General features: G+C 63.4%; 14 protein-coding genes and 1 CRISPR repeat array. Of the genes, 11 read left to right on the forward strand and 3 right to left on the reverse strand.

What is annotated here, in order from left to right; all coding sequences use genetic code 11:
- Positions 1-20 precede the first annotated feature (20 nt).
- Complete coding sequence (gene cas2 / locus KF886_03035; protein MBX3176311.1) at positions 21-365, forward strand: CRISPR-associated endonuclease Cas2; 345 nt, start codon at positions 21-23, stop codon at positions 363-365.
- 50 nt (positions 366-415) lie between these two features.
- Positions 416-1837: direct repeats of the CRISPR family, unit length 36 nt; unit sequence AGTATACCTGATCGGAGATTCCCCACAAACCACAGC.
- 414 nt (positions 1838-2251) lie between these two features.
- Positions 2252-2770 carry a hypothetical protein gene (locus KF886_03040; GenBank protein ID MBX3176312.1) on the forward strand — a complete coding sequence of 173 codons (519 nt, stop codon included), beginning with the start codon at positions 2252-2254 and terminating at the stop codon, positions 2768-2770.
- Positions 2771-3377: 607 nt separating this feature from the next.
- On the opposite strand, the gene KF886_03045 is transcribed toward KF886_03040, so the two are convergent.
- Positions 3378-5759, reverse strand: a complete 2382-nt coding sequence (locus tag KF886_03045; GenBank protein MBX3176313.1) for a hypothetical protein — start codon at positions 5757-5759, stop codon at positions 3378-3380.
- 219 nt (positions 5760-5978) lie between these two features.
- On the opposite strand from KF886_03045, the gene KF886_03050 reads away from it, so the two are divergent.
- Positions 5979-6206: a hypothetical protein gene (locus KF886_03050; GenBank protein MBX3176314.1), complete on the forward strand. Its 228-nt coding sequence runs from the start codon at positions 5979-5981 to the stop codon at positions 6204-6206.
- On the forward strand, positions 6206-6604 hold the full coding sequence (locus tag KF886_03055; protein MBX3176315.1) for a type II toxin-antitoxin system VapC family toxin: 399 nt from the start codon (positions 6206-6208) through the stop codon (positions 6602-6604). Before KF886_03050 ends, KF886_03055 begins: the two co-directional genes overlap by 1 nt.
- Before the next feature lie 116 nt (positions 6605-6720).
- On the opposite strand, the gene carB is transcribed toward KF886_03055, so the two are convergent.
- Together carB and greA are read right to left on the reverse strand one after the other, a co-directional pair.
- Positions 6721-9963 (reverse strand): carbamoyl-phosphate synthase large subunit, encoded by a 3243-nt coding sequence (gene carB, locus KF886_03060; GenBank protein ID MBX3176316.1) that lies wholly within the window; start codon positions 9961-9963, stop codon positions 6721-6723.
- Positions 9964-10089: 126 nt separating this feature from the next.
- Positions 10090-10557: a transcription elongation factor GreA gene (gene greA / locus KF886_03065; GenBank protein ID MBX3176317.1), complete on the reverse strand. Its 468-nt coding sequence runs from the start codon at positions 10555-10557 to the stop codon at positions 10090-10092.
- Between the two features lie 280 nt (positions 10558-10837).
- Here greA and guaB point away from each other — a divergent pair, with 280 nt between their 5' ends.
- From guaB to KF886_03100, 7 genes are all read left to right on the forward strand, one after another.
- Positions 10838-12307 (forward strand): IMP dehydrogenase, encoded by a 1470-nt coding sequence (gene guaB / locus KF886_03070; protein MBX3176318.1) that lies wholly within the window; start codon positions 10838-10840, stop codon positions 12305-12307.
- 53 nt (positions 12308-12360) lie between these two features.
- The gene (gene guaA, locus KF886_03075) at positions 12361-13908 is read left to right on the forward strand and encodes a glutamine-hydrolyzing GMP synthase (protein ID MBX3176319.1); all 1548 of its coding nucleotides are present in this window, start codon (positions 12361-12363) and stop codon (positions 13906-13908) included.
- A gap of 487 nt (positions 13909-14395) precedes the next feature.
- A complete protein-coding gene (locus tag KF886_03080) occupies positions 14396-15667 on the forward strand; it encodes a sulfatase (GenBank protein ID MBX3176320.1) in 1272 nt (423 codons plus the stop codon).
- A 419-nt stretch (positions 15668-16086) separates the two neighbouring features.
- Positions 16087-17388 carry a Gfo/Idh/MocA family oxidoreductase gene (locus KF886_03085; GenBank protein ID MBX3176321.1) on the forward strand — a complete coding sequence of 434 codons (1302 nt, stop codon included), beginning with the start codon at positions 16087-16089 and terminating at the stop codon, positions 17386-17388.
- A 164-nt stretch (positions 17389-17552) separates the two neighbouring features.
- Complete coding sequence (locus tag KF886_03090; GenBank protein MBX3176322.1) at positions 17553-18275, forward strand: hypothetical protein; 723 nt, start codon at positions 17553-17555, stop codon at positions 18273-18275.
- A gap of 647 nt (positions 18276-18922) precedes the next feature.
- Positions 18923-21952 carry a DUF1553 domain-containing protein gene (locus KF886_03095; protein MBX3176323.1) on the forward strand — a complete coding sequence of 1010 codons (3030 nt, stop codon included), beginning with the start codon at positions 18923-18925 and terminating at the stop codon, positions 21950-21952.
- 48 nt (positions 21953-22000) lie between these two features.
- Positions 22001-23428, forward strand: a complete 1428-nt coding sequence (locus tag KF886_03100; GenBank protein ID MBX3176324.1) for a DUF1501 domain-containing protein — start codon at positions 22001-22003, stop codon at positions 23426-23428.
- Positions 23429-23466: the final 38 nt, after the last annotated feature.

Genomic DNA, 23466 nt, shown 5'->3' on the forward strand with positions numbered 1-23466 from the left:
GTGTGCGAAAAGGCCAACCCATGGCACAGCAACGGCTGGAACTCTCGGAGTATCGCGGCGTGTGGGTATTCGCCATGTTCGATTTGCCCGTGGTCCTCAAGGAGGACCGGAAGCGGGCCACGGAGTTCAGAAATCTGCTGTTGAAGCTGGGCTTCGAAATGATGCAGTTTTCCGTGTACGCCCGCTACTTTCCCCGGGAAGAAGCGGCGGACACCCTGCGCAAGCGCATCCGCAGGGGCCTGCCTCCGGCAGGACAGGTCCGGCTCCTGCTGGTGACCGACAAGCAATTTGGCAAAATGGAAGTTTACTTCGGGAAAAAACGAGCCGATGCTGAAGCGCCGCCCGACCAAATGCAGCTTTTTTAGCCGCCCGACCCAGACTAAACCTCCCTATACGAAGGTCTTAGCCCGCAGGTAGTATACCTGATCGGAGATTCCCCACAAACCACAGCAAGGGGTTAGTGTTTGGCACGGTTCCTGCTAGTATACCTGATCGGAGATTCCCCACAAACCACAGCTGGCCAGAGGGTCGCTTTTTGGCTCTGTAAAGTATACCTGATCGGAGATTCCCCACAAACCACAGCCGGCGCATCGCCAGGGGCCTCAAGCGCTACAGTATACCTGATCGGAGATTCCCCACAAACCACAGCTGGCAGGCCCGCCTTAAATCCCAACGAGAGAGTATACCTGATCGGAGATTCCCCACAAACCACAGCCGCAAGGGCCGTGATCAGCGTGATTGGCTAGAGTATACCTGATCGGAGATTCCCCACAAACCACAGCTGCACTTCACGCCTTGGGTTTCGAGGGCGGAGTATACCTGATCGGAGATTCCCCACAAACCACAGCCAGTATCCCGCGCACGCGCGAGGGGAAGGAAGTATACCTGATCGGAGATTCCCCACAAACCACAGCTACAACATCCGTGACGCGTAAAAGTTCCGTAGTATACCTGATCGGAGATTCCCCACAAACCACAGCTGAGGTGCGACACTGCCTCACTTGCAAAAAGTATACCTGATCGGAGATTCCCCACAAACCACAGCCCACCCCCATCACAACACCAATGGCAAGACAGTATACCTGATCGGAGATTCCCCACAAACCACAGCCAATCACTGCGTCTACAGCGCCCAGCTTCAAGTATACCTGATCGGAGATTCCCCACAAACCACAGCTGCACTCGCACACGAGGTTAAAGTCATCCAAGTATACCTGATCGGAGATTCCCCACAAACCACAGCGACCGGTGTAGCGAATAGCTTCCGCTCCCAAGTATACCTGATCGGAGATTCCCCACAAACCACAGCAACGAGGCCATACACGAGTGGTGGGAGAAAAGTATACCTGATCGGAGATTCCCCACAAACCACAGCCTACTGTTACAGATTCCCCGCACCGATCCGAGTATACCTGATCGGAGATTCCCCACAAACCACAGCCCTGGTCCCACGTTGGGCAGGTGGCGGAAGAGTATACCTGATCGGAGATTCCCCACAAACCACAGCCGGGCCAGAATGCAAAAATCCAGCAAAACCAGTATACCTGATCGGAGATTCCCCACAAACCACAGCGAGACGATAGCACTCAGGCTTGCGGACATTAGTATACCTGATCGGAGATTCCCCACAAACCACAGCGCAAGAATCCAAACTCCCGCGCGGACGCGGAGTATACCTGATCGGAGATTCCCCACAAACCACAGCGGCGTCGCCGGAATCCAGGGCGCCTATTGCAGTATACCTGATCGGAGATTCCCCACAAACCACAGCATCAGTTTCATGTTCATTGTTTCACCCTTTAGTATACCTGATCGGAGATTCCCCACAAACCACAGCTCGCCGTTGCGCTGTCGCGCAACGGCTCGCTGTGGTTTGTGGGAAATTGCTTTGGAGGGGTATGGGCGCGGGGTCATGGGGCGTGGCTGGTCGGCGCGGGGGACAGCGGGGAGGGCTATCGTGATTTTGCGCCTTGCGGCGCATTCTGCCGGCGGGCCGCCGGCGCTCCATAGTTGTATTGCGCCTTCGGCGGGCTCTGCCGGCGGGCCGCCGGCGCTCCATAGTTGTATTGTGCCTTCGGTGCGGGGGACTGCCGGGACGGCTATCCTACTCTCGCGCCTTCGCGCGGGAAGGGCCTTGTTTCGGGCGGCTTCTTGACGGGGGGATCGCGGTTTCGTAGAGTAACGTTATTGCGTTGTCGCCGGTGTGTGGAACGATTGGCGTTCTCGCGCCCGGCGCCGGGAGTGTATGTCCATGGAATGCCCGATTTGCAGCCGGTCCGTAACCCAGGCGGAATCTCCGGATGGGGAGTTGCGTATCTGGTGCGCGGCGTGTGGATGGGGCGCGGGCCCGGGCGGGGCCGATGTGCGGGAGGAGCGCCCCGCGGGCGGCGGGGCGGCCCCGCTTTGGCAGGTGGCGCTGTTGTGGGCGGTTGCGGTGGCTGTTGTGGTTGGCCCGTATTTCGCGTTGCGCTTCGGGCTGCCGGCGTTGTTCGACGTTGGGCTGCGCGGCGCGGGGGCGGCGCATGCGAAGTACGTGACGGCGCTGAATGGCTGGTACCCGATCGTGATGGGGGCGTATCTTGCGGCGGCGGGGCTTTTTACGCCCGCGTATGATCGGGATAACGTGGGGTGGTTTGGCGGCTTGCTGGACAATCCGTTCAGCCTTCAGGACGACTGGGAGCGGACGAAGCGGACGTGGCTGTTTGTGTTGCTGCCGGGAAAGACGGTGTGGGTGGCGCTGAAGCTGACGTGGCGTCGGGTGCGGGGGTAGCGCCTGGGGCGCCGCTGGCTGTCCGGCGCTCTTCTGGGGGCTCGCACGCTCAAGCCTTCGCGGCGGAGCCGCGGAGCTTGAACGTCGTAGATCCGCCGCAGGAGGATGGCGCCCGTGGCTCTTTTTGAAGTCTTATAGCAGCTACCGGCTGGTTAGTTTTTGGGGGTACAGCCACCGGCTGGTTTGGGGCTGGTTGCTCCGGATGCGGGCTTGTTTGCCAGCCGGAGGCAGTCCCCTGGTTTGTTTTAGGGGTACAGCCACCGGCTGGTTTGGGGCTGGTTGCTCCGGATGGGAGCTTGTTTGCCAGCCGGATGCAGTCCCCTGGTTTGTTTTGGGGGTACAGCCACCGGCTGGTTTGGGGCTGTTTGCTCCGGACATGGGCTTGCTTGCCCGCCGGATGCAGTCCCCTGGTTTGTTTTTGGGGGTACAGCCACCGGCTGGTTTGGGGCTGTTTGCTCCGGACATGGGCTTGCTTGCCCGCCGGATGCAGTCCCCTGGCTTTTGGGGGTACAGCCACCGGCTGGTTTGGGGCTGGTTGCTCCGGATGCGGGCTTGTTTGCCAGCCGGAGGCAGTCCCCTGGGGCGCCAGCCGGATGCAGTCCCCTGGCTATTTCTTTATCAGCCAGACTTCGGCCACCTGCGTTCCACGGCCTTCGGGGATTTCCCAGGTGAGCTCGAGCTTGCCGTCGGCGGTCGCCGCTTTGGGAATACCATATTCCACCGGCCAGAGGGGCGTCTCGGAGAGCACGGGCCCGTGAATTTCATGGGTCCCGTCGGCCACGAGCGCGGTGGCGGCGCGGTAGCGGCCGAATTCGATCACCTTGACCTTGTATTCCGCATTGGGGTCGAGCCCGTCGTAGCGGAGGGTCAATGGGAAGCCGGCGAGCGTCTTCGCCTGGCTCAGCATGGAGTATTTGAAGTCGGGATTCACTTCCAAGGTCGTGTTGTCCTGCCAGCGGTAGTGTGAACTCGTCACCTGCTCCACGCGGCTCGGGTTTTCTTCGAAACTCGCCGGGATCACGAGGCGCGGCTGTTTCTCGGGATTGCCCAGATCGTCGTAGAAGCCGCCCGGGCCGGGATCTTCCCAGTTGACCAGTGCGGCGATGGCTTCCAGGCGTTCGTCTTCGTTGTTCATGGCCAGGATCGCGCCGAACTGCTTCTCCAGCCAAGGCCGGTCATTCATGGGAATTTCCAGGGCGTCGAGGAGGGCGCCGCGCTCCGGATTGCGCGTGAAATAGGGCGGCTTCACACTGAACTGGAACCCGATGCTGTGGAACATCTGGTCCGCCAGCGCGCGCATTTCCTCGACGAGCCCGGGGGCGATTGCATCGGTGTCGGCCTGGGCGAACGCGGCCTTCGCCGCCGCGATGGCGTCCGCCGCGCCGGTATCGCCGGCTTTGGCGAGCGCTGCGAAGGCTTCGCGCTCATATGCCGCCTCCGCGATGGCCCGCTCGCGGGTGAACTGATCGAAGATCGCGCGCATCAGGTACATCTGGTAGCGCCAGCTGGCCCGCACGGCGGGGCTGGCCTGCTCCCCTATCGCACGCCAGTGCGCCAGCGCCTTGGGGATGTTCTCGTTTCGCTCCAGGTTGGCTTCGATGTTCGCCTGCAGCATCCAGAGCCCTTCGGCGACGGCTTCGCCCAGGTCCTCCCCGAAGAAGACCCGGCCATAGTCCACCACAATCTCGTGGATATCCGCGTCCGGATCCCACGCCAGCGCACTCCAGACCATCTTGTTCAGGTCGTCGTGGATGCCGTCGGAGTAGGAGCCGAAGCCGGCGGTATAGTGCGCGAAGGCGGTGTGTATCGCGTGCTGGTGGCCGGGGCGCGGGTTGATCCCCTCGCGCCCAAGGGTCTGCGCGATGCGGCCGTCCAGCCAGTGCACCTGGTATTGCGCGCGCACGTTGTGGGTAATGTCCGGGTAGTGGCGAATCTCATACTGGTCCGGCAGCCATTCGCGCGCCTGCTTCAGCGTATGCGCGGTCCCGGGGCCGTAGACATACCCGCCAAGCCACTTGGGCTGTTCCTCGCGGATGTAGTCGAACATCCAGTTGTACCATTCCGGCGTCATTTTCTGATTGGAGACGAAGATGCCGGCTTCGGGGTGGTAGCGGTGGAGCGACGCCGCCATCTTTTCCAGTGCCGGCATGAGCACTTTCGGGTGGTTGTTGCCCGGATCCCCGCCCGGGACGAAGACGTGATCGAGGCGCGGAATCTCCTGGAAGAATTGTTCCCGGTAGCCAATTTCCCGGTCATACTGTGCCTGATCGTCCGTCAAAATGGGGACCGGATACCAGACAAACACCTCCAGGTCGTATTCATCCATCATCGCCGCCAGCTTCATGTTCATCGACCACTGGGACTCCGCCATCAGCACGCTGTCCTTCTCGCCCGGCGGCATGTCCTGAATGAGCTCCGCGCCGTTCGTCCCGAAGATGGCCATCTCGCGCAGGTACTGCTCGTAGGCGTTCACATCCCAGAGATCGTAACTGGTGGCGGTGTTGCGGTAGCCCAGCTGGTGGACGCGCATCGGGTATTTGGGGGCCGTGGCGATGCGCGTGTCACGCGGCAGCGTGATGGCGCCCGGGCGGAGGGTCATGGCGCGGAGCAGCCGGCCCACGCCGAACAAGGCGCCGCGGGCATCGCGTCCGGCGATCACCACCGTGTCACCCGACACGCCCAGGGCGAAGCCCTCCTCCCCCGCCGGCACGGCAAGCCCGTTGGGAAGCGACACGCCTTCCGGCAACGCGTCCGCCGTCGCAATGACCACCCGCGCCGCGCCGGGATAGTGATCGCGAATGTACCAGCGAATTCCCGTGCGCGCGTACACCTCGTCGCTCAGGAAATCCGCCGCCTTGCTCAGCGGGCCATCCGTCGGGGCGACGAGGACGGTGTTCCGGAGGTCGAGGGGACCTTGCGAAACGGCATGCAGCGCCGGCAGGAGGAAGAGAAGAGCGAGGGGTAGAAAGATGCGGATTCGACTGGTCATGATACGACGAGGTCCCGACGGGGTTGTGGGCGGGGCCCTGGGGGGCGGCCCAACAGCGAATTTGACTAAATCACATTAAGCCAGTGTAACCTCGAAAAGGTTGTACGTCAAATTCCGCGAAACCGGCACCTCCGCCGCACTCCGGGGTATGTCTCACTTGCCCAACAACCCGACATCGGATACAATACACATAGAGCAACTATATTTGGAGTATGTGTCATGCCACAGTTACACTGCTACGTGCCCGAGGACCTGGCCAAACGGCTTCAGGAGAAAGCGCGACACCAGCACCTCTCGGTCTCGAAATACCTCGCCAACCTGGTGGAGAAGGACGTGGGCAACGAATGGCCGGAGGGGTATTTTGAAACCGTGTGTGGAGGTTGGCAGGGCGAACCCCTTGAACGTCCCGATCAAGGCGAGTTTGAAGAGCGCGAGCCCTTCGACTGATGTACCTGCTCGACACGAATGTCTGCATCCATATTCTGAATCGGTCTCACGCGGGGGTCGCGAGGCAGTTTCGCTTGCACGCGCCCAGAACGCTGACGTTATGTAGTGTCGTAAAAGCGGAATTGCTCTTCGGCGCGCGCCGGAGCAGCAGAGTCGAAGAGAACCTTCGCTTGCTGGAGGTTTTCTTTGCTCCGTTTCAGAGCCTTTCCTTCGATGATCGCTGCGCGGAGGAAGCGGCGCTGATTCGCGCCCAGCTCGCGGCGCAGGGCCGGCCCATCGGCCCGCACGATATCCTTATCGCCGCCACCGCGCGTGTACACGACGCGGTGCTGGTGACGCACAACACGGGCGAGTTTGCGCGCGTCACGGGGCTGCGGCTGGAGGATTGGGAAACGTGAATCGGGAGCAGGGCGCGGCTACTCCACGGGTGGCCCGCGCCTGGCCGCAGGGACGGCAGGGACAATAGAGACGGCAGGCGCGCACATCGAAGCGAGGCGCGCTACCGCAGTCCGCCCTACTTCGACCGCATTGCGCCGTGGTATTCCTGCAGCGAGGTTGTGGAGAGTTTGCCGTCCTTGAGGGCGCGTATGGCCTGCACGGCGGCGCGGGCGGCGGCGAGGGTGGTCATGGTGGGGATGCTGTTTTCCAGGGCGGTGCGGCGGATCGCCACCTCGTCGTGCTTGGAGGCGGCGCCCATGGGGGTGTTGATGATCCAGTCCACCTGATCATTGATGATGGCGTCGACGATATTGGGGCGTCCTTCGCCGACCTTGTAGACCTCTTCGACTTCGATGCCGTCTTTCCGGAGAATGGCGGCGGTGCCGTCGGTGGCCAGGAACTTGAAGCCGAGTTCGGCCAGGTCCTTGCCGAGCGAGCCGATCTTCTCCTTGTCCCGCGCGTTGAGGCTGATGAATACCGTGCCGCCGAGGGGGACGCTGGCGCCCGCGGCGATCTGGCTCTTGGCGAAGGCGAGGCCCATGTTCTGGTCGATGCCCATGACCTCGCCGGTGCTGCGCATCTCGGGTCCAAGCAGGATATCCACGCCGGGGAACTTGATGAAGGGGAGCACCACTTCCTTGGCGGAGGTGTATTCCGGGGTTGGATCCTCAGTGAAGCCCAGCTCCTTTAGGGTCTTGCCGGCCATGACGCGCGCGGCGAGCTTGGCGAGCGGCACGCCGATGGCCTTGCTGACGAAGGGGACGGTGCGGCTGGCGCGGGGGTTCACCTCCAGCAGGAAGATATCGGCGTCGCGTATGGCGAACTGGATGTTCATGAGGCCGATGACGTTCAATTCCAGGGCAAGCGCGCGGGTCTGCGCCTTCACTTCCTCTATCAGCGCGGGATCCAGATCGTAGGGCGGCAGGATACAGGCGCTGTCGCCGGAGTGCACGCCCGCCTCTTCGATGTGCTGCATAATGCCCGCCACCACCACCGTCTCACCGTCGGAGATGGCGTCCACATCCAGCTCGATGGCCCCTTCCAGGAACTTGTCGATAAGGATGGGGGAATCGGGAGAAGCCTCCACGGCGTAGGTCATATAGCGGTTGAGGGAATCGCGATCATATACGATTTCCATTGCGCGGCCGCCCAGCACGAATGAAGGGCGGACCACCACGGGATAGCCGATCTTCTCCGCAATCACGGCGGCTTCGTCAAACGATACAGCGGTATCATTGGCCGGCTGCAGCAGGTTCAACTTCTCCACGACCTCACGGAAGCGCTTGCGGTCCTCGGCGCGGGCGATGCTGTCCGGCGAGGTGCCGATGATGGGGGCGCCCGCCGCCTCGAGTCGCTCGGCCAGGTTCAGGGGAGTCTGGCCGCCATACTGCACGATCACGCCCTTTGGCTGGACACGATCGATGATGTTCATCACGTCTTCGAAGGTCACCGGCTCGAAGAAGAGGCTGTCGGAGGTGTCGTAGTCGGTTGAAACGGTCTCCGGGTTGCAGTTGACCATGATGGTCTCGTAGCCGTCTTCCTTCAGGGCGAACGCCGCGTGCACACAGCAGTAGTCGAACTCAATGCCCTGCCCGATGCGGTTGGGGCCGCCGCCCAGAATGACGATACGCTCCTTGTCGCTGCCTCGGAATTCGTCTTCATCGCCGTAGGACGAGTAGTAATAGGGGGTGTAGGCCTCGAATTCCGCCGCGCAGGTATCCACCAGTCGGTAGCACGGGAGCACGCCCAGTTTCTTCCGCCGCGTGCGGATGGACTGGTCGGACTTGCTCCAGAGCCGGGCAAGCTGCTGATCCGAGAAGCCCATTTCCTTTGCGCGCCGGAGGGTTGCGGCGTCGTCTGGGTTCGCGGCGGCGAGCGCCCGGTATTCGTCCACGATTTCCTTCATCTGCCGGAGGAACCAGGGATCGATCCAGGTGGCCTTGTAGATCTGGTCCACGGTCGCGCCCAGCGCCATGGCCTCGGCGATCTGGCTGAGGCGATCGGGCGTGGGAAGCCGCATCGCGTGGAGCAGGGCCTCTTTTTCCTTCTCGCTGCCGGGCTGGTCGGTGAGGGGCTTGGCCTTGCCGTCGCCAAGCAGGCCGCTGCGCCCGATTTCGAGGCCGCGCATGCCTTTCTGCAACGATTCCTTGAAGGTGCGCCCGATGGCCATGGTTTCGCCGACGCTCTTCATCTGCACGCCGAGGTGCGGCTCGGAGCCGGGGAACTTTTCGAAGGCCCAGCGGGGGATCTTGGTCACGACGTAGTCGATGGTGGGCTCGAAGGAGGCGGGCGTCTCGCGCGTGATGTCGTTTCGGATTTCGTCGAGCGAGTAGCCGACCGCGAGTTTCGCGGCGATCTTGGCGATCGGGAAGCCGGTCGCCTTGGAGGCCAGCGCGGAGCTACGGGAGACGCGCGGGTTCATCTCGATGACGATCATGCGCCCTGTTTCGGGATGCACGGCGAACTGCACGTTCGAGCCCCCGGTATCCACGCCGATTTCGCGGATGATGGCGACGGCGGCGTCGCGCATTACCTGGTATTCCTTGTCCGTCAGCGTCTGCGCGGGTGCCACGGTGATGCTGTCGCCGGTGTGCACGCCCATGGCGTCCACGTTTTCGATCGAGCAGATGATCACGACGTTGTCGTGGAGGTCGCGCATGACCTCGAGCTCGAATTCTTTCCAGCCGATGATCGATTCCTCGATCAGGACTTCCGTGACGGGGCTCATTTCCAGCCCGTACTTGACGGCCTTTTCGTATTCGTCCTTGTTGAAGGCGAGCCCCGCGCCCGAACCGCCGAGCGTGAAGGCGGGACGGATGACGGCCGCGTAGTTCACTTCCACGCCGAAGTCCCGGGCCTCTTCCAGCGTGTGCACGACCTGGCTGCGGGGCACGTCGAGGCCGATCTTGATCATGGCCTCCTTGAACTCGCCCCGGTCCTCGGCCTTTCGGATGGCGGGCAGCTTCGCGCCGATCAGTTCGCAGCCGTACTTCTCCAGGATGCCGGCTTCCGCCAGGTTCACGGCCAGGTTCAGACCGGTCTGGCCGCCGACCGTCGGCAGGAGCGCGTCGGGGCGCTCGCGCTCGATGACGCGTTCGAGGAACTCCACCGTCAGTGGCTCGATGTAGACGCGATCGGCCGTATCGGGGTCGGTCATGATGGTGGCCGGGTTGCTGTTGACCAGAACGACCTCGTAGCCTTCCTCGCGCAGCGCCTTGCACGCCTGCGTACCGGAGTAGTCGAATTCGCAGGCCTGCCCGATCACGATCGGGCCGGAGCCAATCAACATGATTTTCTTGAGGTCAGTTCTCTTCGGCATAGCACACCTGGTCCAGGTCCCGATTGCTCGGTGGGGAAGCACACTCCGGTTCTGCGCGGCGAGGCGTCAGGGCGGGGCCGGAAATTCCCGCCGGGAAAGGGCCCGCCGGAAAGCGGGCCCCGGGTATCAGTAACTAATTTCCAGAATCTTGAGCTTGAGGTCGCCCGCAGGCACCTTCGCCACCACTTCTTCACCCGAGGCCTTTCCCAACATGGCTTTCCCGACCGGCGAACTCGTCGAAATTTTACCGTTCACCATGTCGGCTTCCACGGGGCTGACGAGGGTGTAGCTAATCTCTTTTTTCGTTTTCACGTTCAGTACGCGGACCGTCGCGCCCATGTAGGCCTTGCTGGTGTCGATATCCTGCTCTTCGAGGATCTCGGAGCGGGCGATTTTGTCCTCGGTGTCCTTGATCTTGGCGTGGAGCATGGCCTGCTCCTCTTTCGCCGAGTGGTATTCCGCGTTTTCCTTGAGGTCACCGAGCGAGCGTGCGTGCTCGATCGCCGCCGCCACCAGCATGCGCCGCTCGTTCATTTCCTGGAGCTCGCGCTTGAGCTTCTCAAGGCCATCCCGCGAGATATACAGTTTTTCCATGACAGGTTTCCGTGGGTTTTCGTGGCTACTGCTTGAATCCTGAAGCCACGCGGCAAACGGGCGACGCCCCGCGCCGGCGTGCTGGCCCATTTAGACGCCGGGAGTATACCAAAAGCGGCCCCGCCCGTTAAACACGGGCTCGCGGGGCGGCTTTTCCGCCGGGATCGCCCGCGCAAAAGTTGCACGCCGGAGCGGCGCTCTTTATACTATGCACCCCGGAGCAGCCAGTGGCTTCGGGCAGCGCATCGTGGCGCCCAACCCACCCCCCGTGAAAGTCACTATGAGCAACCAACGCATATCCAAAGGCCTCTCCTTCGACGACGTGCTGCTCCGCCCGGCGCGTTCCCGCATCCTGCCGCGCGACGTCCGCCTCCAGACCCGCCTGACGCGCAATATCACGCTGAATATTCCGCTGATCAGCGCCGCGATGGATACCGTGACCGAGGCGCGGCTGGCCATCGCCATCGCCCAGGAGGGCGGTATCGGCGTCATCCACAAGAACCTCACGATCGAGGATCAGGCCGAGGAAGTCGACAAGGTCAAGCGCTCCCAGTCCGGCACGATTACGGACCCGTTCACGCTGAAGCCGGACGACAAGCTTCAGGACGCCGAGAACCTGATGGCGCGCTACCACATCTCGGGCGTGCCCATCACGGACGGTCACGGAACGTTGCTGGGCATTCTTACGAACCGCGACCTGCGCTTCGAGGAGGACTTTTCCCAGCCGATTTCCACATCGATGACGCCGCGCGAGCGCCTGGTGACCCTGGCCCCCGGCGCGCCCCACGACGAGGCGATCAAGCTGCTGCACAAGCACCGCATCGAGAAACTTCCGATCGTGGACGCCGAAGGCAAGCTCAAGGGCCTGCTTACGATTAAGGACATCAAGAAGGCGCGGGACTTCCCGAACCGCTGCACCGACCACACCAGCCGCCTGCGCGTGGGCGCGGCGCTGGGCGTCGGGCCGGAGGAGAAGGATCGCGCCCGGGCGCTGATCGACGCGGGCGTGGATGTGCTTGTGGTGGACAGCGCCCACGGCCACTCCGAGATGGTGCTCGACACGGTCCGCCTGTTGAAGGAAGCCTTCCCGGACACCGACTTCATCGCTGGGAATATTGTGACCGCGGATGGCGCGCGCGACCTGATTGAAGCCGGCGCCGACGCGGTCAAGGTGGGCGTGGGCCCCGGCTCCATCTGCACCACCCGCGTGGTCGCCGGTGTGGGCGTGCCGCAGCTGACCGCGATCCTGGATGTTTCCGAGGTCTGCAGGGAAGCGGGCGTGCCGGTCATCGCCGACGGCGGCATCAAGTACAGCGGGGATATCGCCAAGGCGATTGCGGGCGGCGCGGACACGACGATGATTGGCAGCCTTTTCGCGGGCACCGAGGAGAGCCCGGGCGAAACCGTGCTCTACGAGGGGCGCACCTTCAAGGTGGTGCGCGGCATGGGCTCGATCAAGGCGATGCAGAAGGGCAGCAAGACGCGGTACATGCAGTTTGACGACGAGCCGCGCAAGCTCGTTCCCGAAGGCATCGAGGCGCGGGTCCCCTACCGCGGCTCTCTGGCCGACTATGTCCACCAGCTCGTCGGCGGCCTGCGCGCCTCCATGGGGTACTGCGGCTGCCAGGATATCCCCTCGATGCAGCGCGACACCGAGTTCGTCCAGATAACGGCGGCGGGCCTCCGGGAAAGCCATCCCCACGACGTCACCATCACCGAGGACGCGCCCAACTACCAGATACCCCGCTGACCGGGGGTCGCGCGGGGCCCCGCCCGGGAGCGCCCGCGTTGGAAGGAATTGCCATGCAGGGAATCGGACGCCCCATTGTCGTTCTGGATTTTGGCGCCCAGTACAGCAAGCTCATTGCGCGGCGCGTGCGCGAAGCGGAAGTCTACAGCCTGATACTCCCGTTTAACGCGCCGCTGGACGAAATCCGCGCGCTGGACCCCGCGGGCCTCATATTCAGCGGCGGCCCCGCGAGCGTGCATGTGGACGGTGCCCCGTTGCCGGATCCGGGCGTGTTCGACCTGGGGGTTCCCATCCTGGGCATCTGCTACGGGGTGCAACTCCTGGCGCATATGCTCGGGGGCAAGGTCGAAGCGGCGGACGAGCGCGAGTACGGCATCGCCCACCTCACTCACAACGATCCGACCGGGTTCCTGGCCAACATCAATGAACATGCGCAGGTATGGATGAGCCACGGCGATCGCATCACGCGGCTGCCGGATGGCTTCCAGGCCATTGGGCGCACCGAGAACTCGCCCTATGCGGCGATCGCGGATCCGTCCCGCAAGCGCTACGGCGTGCAGTTCCATCCCGAAGTTGTTCACACGCCGCAGGGCGCCGAGATGATCTCCAATTTCGTGCACACGGTTTGCGGTTGCGGCGCGGGCTGGAATATGGGGTCTTTTGTCGATGTGGCGGTTCAGGAGATCCGAGACCGCGTGGGCAATCGCCAGGTGCTCTGCGGGCTCAGCGGCGGCGTCGATTCCAGCGTGGCGGCGGCGCTCATTCATAAGGCCATCGGCGACAACCTCACGTGCGTGTTTGTGAACAACGGCCTGCTCCGCAAGGGCGAGGCCGATCTGGTCCAGCATGTGTTCCGCGACAACTTCCACATCAATCTCGACTACGTGGACGCCGAGGATCTGTTTCTCGATGCGCTGGCGGGCGTCACCGATCCGGAGCGCAAGCGCAAGATAATCGGCAATCTTTTCGTGGACGTATTCGAAAAAGAGGCCACGCGCCTGGGGCACATGGACTTCCTCGCCCAGGGCACGCTGTACCCCGATGTCATCGAGTCCGTCTCCGCGACGGGCGGGCCTTCGGTCACGATCAAGAGCCACCACAATGTGGGCGGCCTCCCCGAGAAGATGAACATGGAGTTGCTGGAGCCCCTCCGCGAGCTTTTCAAGGACGAAGTGCGCGCACTCGGCCTGGAACTGGGGCTTCCGAAGGAAATTGTATACCGGCACCCCTTCCCCGGTCCGGGCCTCGGGGTCCGCTGCATCGGCGAGGTGACGCGCGAGCGCCTGAAGACCCTGCGCGAGGCCGACGCCATCTTCATCGAGGAGATCCGGAAGGCGGGCCTGTACGACGCCATCTGGCAGGCCCTGGTCTGCCTGCTGCCCGTGCGCAGCGTGGGCGTGCAGGGCGACGAGCGGACGTACGAGGAGGTGTGCAGCCTGCGCGCGGTGACGTCGGAAGATGCGATGACCGCCGACTGGTTCCGCTTTCCCCCGGAGGTGCTCCAGCGCGCGAGCAACCGCATCTGCAACGAGGTGAAGCACATTAACCGCGTGCTGTACGATGTCACCTCGAAGCCGCCGGGCACGATCGAGTGGGAGTAGCGGAATTCCGTCGTTCACTTCTTTCTGGCTGTGAACGAGATGTTGAAATTCGTGTAACACTTTGGCGGAGTGAAGTCCCCCCGGTGGATGAGGATGTCTCGGTCAAGACAGCGTGAATCGAAGGATCGCGGACATTCCTGTCCGCGGCAGGAGGAGCGCAATACTTCAAGTGATCGATGCGCTTGTGAAATGGCCCCGGTCCCCATTGCATTCCGGTTTCGGGGACGCCGGGAGTCTATTCCAGGCCAGCCATGCCCGTCGAATGCCGAAGCGGGCGTTGCCGCAGGCAGGAATGCCCGCGATCCGATAGCCGGGCGTCCTCGCAATGTCCCGGAGCGCTTGAAATGATACCTGCTCGCGGCTTCAGATAGCTAGAGTCGTACAAATCCATTTATTGCCACAAAGAAGCGCAGAGAGCACAGAGAGCCTTCTTCTCCGCGGTCTCTGCGTTCTTTTGTGGCTGAACCATTGGTTGGGCCCGTCACGTATGAGCACTATCCTCCTCCCCGTTCTCTTCGCCGCCCTCGCGGCGCCGAATGTTGTGTTTATCTCGGTCGACACCCTGCGCGCGGACCATCTGGGCGCCTACGGTTTCCACCGCAACACGACGCCCCACCTCGACCGGCTTGCGGAACAGTCGCTGCTCTTTGAGGACGCGCTTTGCGAACAGCCCCAGACCGGCCCTTCCATGATCGCGATGCTGGCGTCCCGGGTCCCGCGCGTGACCGGCGCGATCCGCAACGGCGTCCCCCTGCCGCCCGGCACGCCCACGGCGCCGATGATCTTCGAGAGCGCCGGCTATCAGACCGCCGCAATCGTCAGCAACTGGAATCTCAAGCCGAAACTCTCCGGGCTCGACCGGGGTTTCCAGCATTACGACGCGGATTTCGGGCGGGGCTTCCTGGGCCGGGAAAAGGATGAGATAGCGGCGGACGAGGTCACGGATCGCGCCCTGGCCTGGCTCGCGCAACGGGATACCGCGCGCCCGATGTTCTTCTGGGTTCACTACATGGACCCGCATGCACCGTACAAGAAGAAGCGCGGATTCGAGGAGCAGCTCGGCATGACGGACAATACGCGCGGCCGCCGCATCGATCCGCCGGAAGATCGCTACCAGACCGAGGTAGCCTTTGCCGACCAGCAGATCGGGCGCCTGCTGGACGCGCTGCCCCGCGAGAACACCTTCATCGTGTTCACCGCCGACCACGGCGAGGGCCTTGGCGAGCACAATGAGTGGGGCCATTCCCGCTACCTGTACCAGACCACCATGCACATCCCGCTGTTCATCCACGGCCCGGGCGTTGCGCCCGGCCGGAGCGACGCGCCCGTGCGCGGGATCGATATCGGGCCGACGCTCCTCGGGCTCGCCGGGCTGGCCGCGCCGGAGAGCATGCAGGGGCAGAACCTGCAGGCCGCGCTTCCACAATCCGGGACCCCGCGCGAAGTCGAGACCTACGGCGGCGGCGTGCCGGACGGGGAGGATGTTCGCGAGGCCCTGGCCACGCGCCCTCCGGATCGGCAGGCCATCGTGATTGACGGCTGGAAGCTGATCCGGAATGAAGGCGGCGCGCGGGAACTCTACAACCTGCGCGACGATCCCGAGGAAGAGCACAACCGCGTTGAGGACGACCCCGAACGCGCCGCGGACCTCGAAGCGACGCTGGAGACGTGGCATCGGGAAACCCCGCGCAACCAGTCCACCGCCGAGGACCTCTCCGACGAAGACCTCCGCATGCTGGAGGCCCAAGGCTATCTTTGAGTTGACAGTTGACAGTTGACAGTTGACAGTTGACGGTTGACGGTTGACGGTTGACGGTTGACGGTTGTCGGTTGACGGTTGACGGTTGTCGGTTGTCGGTTGGCGGTTGTCGGTTGGCGGTTGGCGGTTGGCGGTTGTCGGTTGACGGTTGACGGTTGACGGTTGACGGTTGTCGGTTGGCGGTTGGCGGTTGGCGGTTGTCGGTTGGCGGTTGTCGGTTGTCGGTTGGCGGTTGTCGGTTGTCGGTTGTCGGTTGGCCGTTGGCCGTTGGCGGTTGGCGGCTTTAGGCTTTAGGCTTTAGGCTGTGGGCTGTAGGCCGAGTGTGCTGTTGGCGCGTGCTTGAAAAGCCTCGGTTTGACGGCTACACTTGCCGGAATACTCCTTTCTCGCAAAAAAACCAACCCTCCGAGGCTTGACGTATGATCAAGAAGACCGTTACCCGGCGCGGATTTCTGAAGGGCGCCGCCGCCGCTACCACCGCTCCGCTGTTGCTTCCCGCGTGCGCCACCACGCGCCATGGCCGCCGCTATCCCGGCCCGAACGACCGCATTAACGTGGCCGTTGTGGGCGCTGGATGGCAGGGCACGAGCAACATGGAGGGCTTCCTCCAGAACAAGGATTGCCGCGTCATCGCCGTTTGCGATATCGATGCGCACCACCTCCGCGGCGCCCGCGATATCGTCAATCGCACCTACGAGAATCAAGACTGCCAGGCCTACCGCTTTTTCGAGGAGATGTACGCGCGCGAAGACATCGACGCGGTCAGCATTGCGCTGCCGGACCACTGGCACGCTATCCCCGCGATTGCGGCGGCGGAACGGGGCTTCGACATCTACGGCGAGAAGCCGCTGGCGCACTCCTGGGCCGAGGGCCGCGCGATTGTCGACGCGGTGGAGAAGAACAAGTGCATCTGGCAGACCGGAAGCTGGCAGCGTTCCGTGGAGAACTTCCACCACGCGTGTGAACTGGTCCGCAACGGCTACATCGGCAAGGTCAACCGCGTCGAGATCGGCCTGCACGACGGGTACAGCGACTACGCAAAGACCCGCGAACTGACCGAGTTCACGCCGCCGCCCCCGCACCTCGACTACAACCGCTGGCTCGGTCCGGCGCAGGTCGCGCCCTACTGCCCCGCGCGCACGCACAAGAACTGGCGCTGGATCATGGCCTACGGCGGCGGGCGTATCCTTGACTGGTGCGGCCACCACTGCGACATCGCGCACTGGGGCCTGGGCTTTGACCACACGGGCCCGATCAGCGCGGAGGGCACGGGCGAATTCAAGGACCCGCACCCGCTCTGGGACGCGCCGACGCACTACGATGTGGATTGCGTCTACGCGGACGGCATGGTGATGAATGTCAGCAGCGGCAACCGCAGTGGGACCAAATGGATCGGCGAGGACGGCTGGATCCACGTGGACCGGAGCGAAACCGAGGCGAGTAATCCCAATCTCCTCGAACACACCATCGGCGACCATGAAATCCGCCTCTACAAGAGCCGCAATCACATCGCCAATTTCCTGGAGTGCATCCGGACCCGGCAGGAGACCATCACCCCCGCCGAAACCGCCCACCGTTCCGCCACCATCGGCCACCTCTGCAACGCCGCGATCTATACCGGCCGGAAGGTGAACTGGAACCCGGTGACCGAGCGGGTCGTCGGCAACCGGGAAGCCAGTGCGATGATGTACCCGGTTTACCGGGCGCCGTGGAAGTTGTAATTCGGGGTATCGCGATCAGGAGATAGTGAAGCGCCGGCAGCGCGAACGTGCTGCCGGCGTTCTCATCGAAACGAAACTCGCGAGCTGCATGGCGGTGGAGAAAAATACAGTTCATGAAGAATTGATAACCAATAACCTGCATACTCTCAGACAGGAGGTCTCCGATGAAACCTGCTCCGCCTGTTGCTAAACGCCACGGACACTCGCTTCTGATATCCGCTCTTGCTGTAGTCCTTGTTCAGGGCTGTATCGGTGTCGGCGACACGAGCTACGAGATACCTGCTTTCAGCATCTACGGAGCGTCCGCGGAAGCTCCCCCGAGGGAGAACAGTACAGCAATTCCATTCAAGCTTCTCACGATGTCGAGGGAATGGGGAAACCACCTTCCAAAATACGATGTTGTGCTGAATGATCTTCAGCCCGAAGAAACCCGAAGCATCACGAACTCCGACGTTGCCGAAGTCCAATTGACCCCAAAGAAGACGCTTCTCGCAGAGGGTGAAGCGACGCGATCCAAGCTGATCGGAATGGCGTTTATCGGATTCATACCGATTCGTTCCGGCTCCGCGAAAAAGTACGCTACGGGGCGCAAGTTTGTCTTCTGGCACGATGATTGGCCGGTTGTGTACTGGCTCGATCAACATGGGAAGCGGGTCCAAGTGAACGAACTCGACAAACAGTCGATTCAGGGGGCGCTGGCCGGCTGGCGCGAACTTAATGGACCTCGCTCGTCTTCGAAGCTGGCCTTCGACGCGAAGGATTCGGCTGCGCGGTTCTGGGTCAATTTACCCTGGAAGGCGTCCGAGTCTCTCCAGATCGATTCGAAAAAGATTAGATATGACGAAGTTTCCATTTCGGTCATCTTGGATCCAAGTGCGATAGACTAAGCAGCTATTTCCCGGCCGAGCACCGCACAGCGTGGAATGAAGCCCACGTTCATCCTCAGAATCCAGTCGTTTCCGACGCCCCTCCGGGGCTGTTTGGGGAGGGAAGTCCCCTTGACCCAGGGTTCCACTCGTTCGCGCTGTCGCGCGATCTCGTTTCATCCGCCGTGGCGGACTAAGCTCCGACGCCACTACATGGCTGAAGAGACGGCGAGGCGGAGATGTGGGTGGCGGGTGGCGTGATGTCCGGTTGATGATAATAGGTCTGATGGGGTATAGGGGTATTTCAGCTGCCTGGGGCATGAGCCGCCGGAATATCAGCAAGCGTTCGGGCAAGTTACGAGGAAGCGCGTCCAAGGATTGTGGATCATTACTGTCCGCGATCGTTGCGCCTTGCGGCGCTTCGCAGACAGGAATGTCTGCGTCCCTGGCGCGCCTTGGGGCGCTTCGCAGACAGGAATGTCTGCGATCCTTGCGCCTGGCGGCGCGGGCGGCTTTGCCGCCGTGGACAGCCGGGACGGCTGTCCTACTTTTTGCGCGGAAGGGAATAAGCGCGTCGCTGGCGGGGCTGAGGGGATTGACACGTCCCGGGAAAACAGTTACGATACTATTCACTGAGTCGATACAGTTTTCGAACACGGGTAGTCTCCATGATGCGTTGCCGTATTGTTGTCGCCGGATTGCTTCTGGCCGGGCCGGGGTGGGCCGAGGTTGGGGTGGACTTCCGCCGCGAGGTTCAACCTGTCCTGGCGGCGCATTGCTTCGAGTGCCATGGCCCCGATGCGGCATCTCGAAAGGCCGGGCTGCGGCTCGATACGGAGGACGGGGCGCGGGCTGCGCTCACCGGGGCGCCTTCAGAGTTTCTCCGCCGGATCCTTTCCACCGATCCGGATGTTCAAATGCCGCCGCCGGGTCCCGCGCGCCATCCGCTTTCGTCGGAGCAGGTGCGCCTCCTGGAGCGGTGGGTGGCGGAGGGCGCGCCCTGGGCCTCGCACTGGGCCTTCGAGGCGGTCGCGCGACCCGAGGCGCCGCCGGCGGGCGCGTGGGCCCGCAACGAGATTGATGCGTTTATCCTGCGGCGGCTTGAGCGCGAAGGGTTGCGGCCCGCGCCGGAAGCCCCGCGGGAGAAGCTCCTGCGCCGGCTCAGCTTCGACCTTACGGGGCTCCCGCCGTCCCCCGGCGAGATCGATGCGTTCCTCGCGGACACGTCACCGGAGGCCTATGAACGGGCTGTTGGCCGAATGCTCGCGTCTCCCCGCTATGGCGAGCGCATGGCCATGCATTGGCTGGACGCGGCGCGGTTTGCCGACACGAACGGCTTCCAGGGCGACTTTCAGCGGTTCATGTGGCCCTGGCGCGACTGGGTCATTGACCAGTTTAATCAGAACCGCCGCTTCGACGAGTTCCTTGTGGAGCAAATCGCGGGCGATCTGCTTCCGGACGCGACCAAGATGCAGCGCGTGGCCACGGGCTTCCTTCGAAATGGCCGATCGGTGACGGAAGGGGGATCGATAGAAGAAGAGTGGCGCGTCGAGAGTATTGTGGAGCGCGTGGAAACGGTCGGGGCGGTTTTTCTCGGGCTGACCACCGGTTGCGCGCGCTGCCATGATCACAAATACGACCCGTTCAGCCAGCGCGAGTTCTTTCAGTTCTATGCGTTCCTCAACAGCACCGCGGAAAAGGGCGTGTACCTCGAACGCCGCGGCAACACCGGCCCCCTCGTGCTGTTTCCGGAACCGGAGCACGAGGAGAAGATCGCGGCGCTGGAGCAGCAAGTGGAAGCGAGCCGCGAGGCCCTGCGAAAAGCGACTGAGGAAAAGGAAATCCCCTTCGACGACTGGCTGGCGCGGCTTGCGGAAACGCCGCGCGGGGCGGAACACGACCACCTGTCGCTGCGCGCACGGCTCCACGGCCCGGAGCTATCCCCCATCGGGCCGGCCACCGCGCTCGCGAGTGCGCCCAGCCTGGGCCAGGGCCACCGTTTCACGAAGGATCAGGCGTTCAGCGTGTCGGCCTGGGTGCGACCGGATGGCGAAGGGGCGCTCTGGAGCCAGATGGAAGGGACGCCGGGCCAGCGCGGCTTCGACAGCATCATCACGGATGACCTGCGCGTCGTGGCGCATCTGGCGAGCGCGGGAGCGGACAACGGCCTGCGTATGCTCTCTCATCCCTCTCTGGCCTGGGGGGCGTGGGCCCACATCGCGGTCACCTACGACGGTTCCGGTCGCGCTTCCGGCGTCGGGATCTACGTCAACGGCAAGCCGGCGCACTGGGTGATGCAATACGACACGCTTAAGGACGAAATCGCGACCGATGCGCCGCTGTTGCTGGGCCGGCATGCCGATGGGGCCGCGCTGCCCGGGGCGATGGCTGATTTTCGCGTGTACAACACGGCCCTGGGCTGGGACGAGGTCCGCGGCGAAATGGAGCAGGCGCTCGCCGGCGCGGCGCAGGCTCCGATGGTCGAAGCGCAGCGCACCGCATTGGCGGAATACTACACGCACCGCAATGTCTTCTGGACGGACCTGGAGCAGCGCCAGCTGGAGGCCGCGGAGTACAACAAACTCGCCTACCTCGAAACGGAAGTCCCCTCGGTGATGGTGCTGGAGGAACTGGCGGCGCCGCGCCCGACCTACCTCCTTCGGCGCGGCGCGTATGACAATCCGGACACCAGCGAGGCGCTTCAGCCGGCGACTCCGGCGTTTCTTCATCCGTTTCCGGAGGGCGCGCCGGCAAACCGCCTGGGCCTCGCCCAATGGCTCGTGGCCCCGGAGAATCCGCTTACGGCGCGCGTGACCGTCAACCGGCTCTGGCAGGGTTTCTTCGGCGGCGCGCTGGTCAATACGCCGGGCGACTTTGGCAAGCAGTCCGAGCCTCCCTCCCACCCCGAATTGCTGGACTGGCTCGCGTCGGAATTCGTCGAGAGCGGCTGGGATGTTAAGGCGCTCCAGAAGCGGATCGTGATGAGCGCAACGTACCGGCAGGATTCGGCGGTATCGGCGGAGCTTCTCCAGCGCGACCCGGAGAACCGGCTGCTCGCGCGCGGTCCACGCTACCGCATGCCGGCCGAATTCATCCGCGACAACGCCCTGGCGGTCAGCGGCCTGCTGACCCCGACGATCGGCGGTCCCTCGATTATGACCTATCAGCCGGAAGGCCTGTGGGACGACCTGGCCAGCCTCCTGAAGGGCCTGTACAAGCAGGCCACAGGGCCCGACCTGTACCGGCGCAGCCTGTATACGTTCCGCAAGCGCACCGTGCCGCACCCCACCCTGGCGAGTTTCGACGCGCCCACGTTTGAACAGTGCGCGGTGAAACGGGCGCGAACCAACACCCCGTTGCAGGCGCTGGCGCTGATGAACGATGTGACGTATGTGGAAGCCGCCCGGCGCCTGGCGGGCCGCATCCTCCGGGAGGGGGGCGAGGCGCCCGCCGAACGCCTACGCTATGGCTTTCGCCTGACCACGGGCCGCTGGCCGAACGCGCGGGAGGAGGCGATCCTGGGCGACGCCTTGAACAGCTACAGCGCCCGCTTCCAGGGCTCCCCCGAAGACGCGAAGGCATTCTTACAGCATGGAGAATCGCCCGTGGATGAGACGCTGGACCCCGTGGAGCTGGCGTCGTACATGGGGTTCGCCCGCGTGCTGCTGAACCTGGACGAAACGATTACCCTGGAATGAGACAGACGGTGGGGCGCCCGAAGAAAAGCGCCCTGAAAGGAGTCCATCATGGCCCGAATGGCTGTGGCGCAGGAAATGAACCGCCGCGTGTTTCTCAAACGCGCGGGACTCGGCTTCGGCGCGCTGACCGGCCTGATCGCCGGCGCGGGTCCAGTGCAGGCCGCGCCCGCGCCCCACTTCGCGCCCCGCGCGAAGCGCGTGATCTATCTGTTTCAATCCGGCGGCCCCTCACAGTTCGAGCTCTTTGACCACAAGCCGGCGCTCGCAAGATATCACAAGACGGAACTGCCCGCTGAAATCCGGATGGGGCAGCGCCTCACGGGGATGACCGCGGATCAGAGCGCGTTTCCCGTGGCGCAATCGATCTTTCAGTTCAGCCGCCATGGCGAGAGCGGCCAAGTCATCAGCGAGTTGCTTCCCCACACCGCAGGCATCGCCGATGACCTTTGCATCATACGGAGCGTGCATACGGACGCGATCAACCATGACCCGGCCATCACCTATTGTCAGACGGGCTCCCAGCTTCCGGGGCGGCCCAGCATGGGCACGTGGGTGGCGTATGGACTCGGCAGCGCGAACCAGGATCTCCCGACATTCATGGTGCTTATCAGCCATGGCACGGGACGCCTGGCCGATCAGCCGCTGTACGACAAACTGTGGGCAAGCGGGGCGCTGCCCGGCCAGTATCAGGGGGTGAAATTGCGCAGCGCGGAAGATCCCGTGCTCTACCTGAGCAATCCGGCCGGTTGCAGCCGCGACAGCGAGCGGGAGACCCTGGGGCATCTCCGCGCGCTCAATATGGAACGGCACGCCGCCGTGGGCGATCCCGAGATTCTGACGCGAATCGAGCAATACGAACTCGCATTCCGCATGCAGAGCGCGGTACCCGATCTCACCGATATCTCGGACGAACCCCGGCACGTGCTGGAGATGTACGGGCCGGATATACATAAACCCGGCACGTACGCGCGGAATTGTCTCCTGGCGCGCCGGATGGCGGAGCGCGATGTGCGCTTCATCCAGCTGTACCACATGGGCTGGGACCAGCACGACAACCTGCCGAGCCACCTGCCCCGGCAATGCCAGGACACGGACCAGCCTTCCGCCGCGCTGGTCAGCGACCTCAAGCAGCGCGGATTGCTCGACGACACGCTCATCGTGTGGGGCGGCGAGTTCGGGCGCACCACGTACTGCCAGGGCCCTCTCACCGCAGATAATTATGGCCGCGATCACCATCCCCGCTGCTTCAGCGTCTGGCTCGCGGGCGGCGGCATTCGCGGCGGGCTCACCTGGGGGCAGACCGACGACTTTGGCTACAACATCGTCGAGAACCCGGTTCCGGTGAATGATCTCAACGCGACCATACTGCATTGCCTCGGTCTCGACCACCGCCGCCTGACCGTCAAACACCAGGGCCTGGACGTCCGCCTCACGGGCGTGGAAGAGCAGCACCCGGTTATGGGGATTCTTGCGTAGGGGGGGTCTGGGCGCGCGGGGGAGGTTGGTGCGCGTGG

The organism is Candidatus Hydrogenedentota bacterium, assembly GCA_019637335.1.
Lineage (GTDB): Bacteria > Hydrogenedentota > Hydrogenedentia > Hydrogenedentales > JAEUWI01 > JAEUWI01.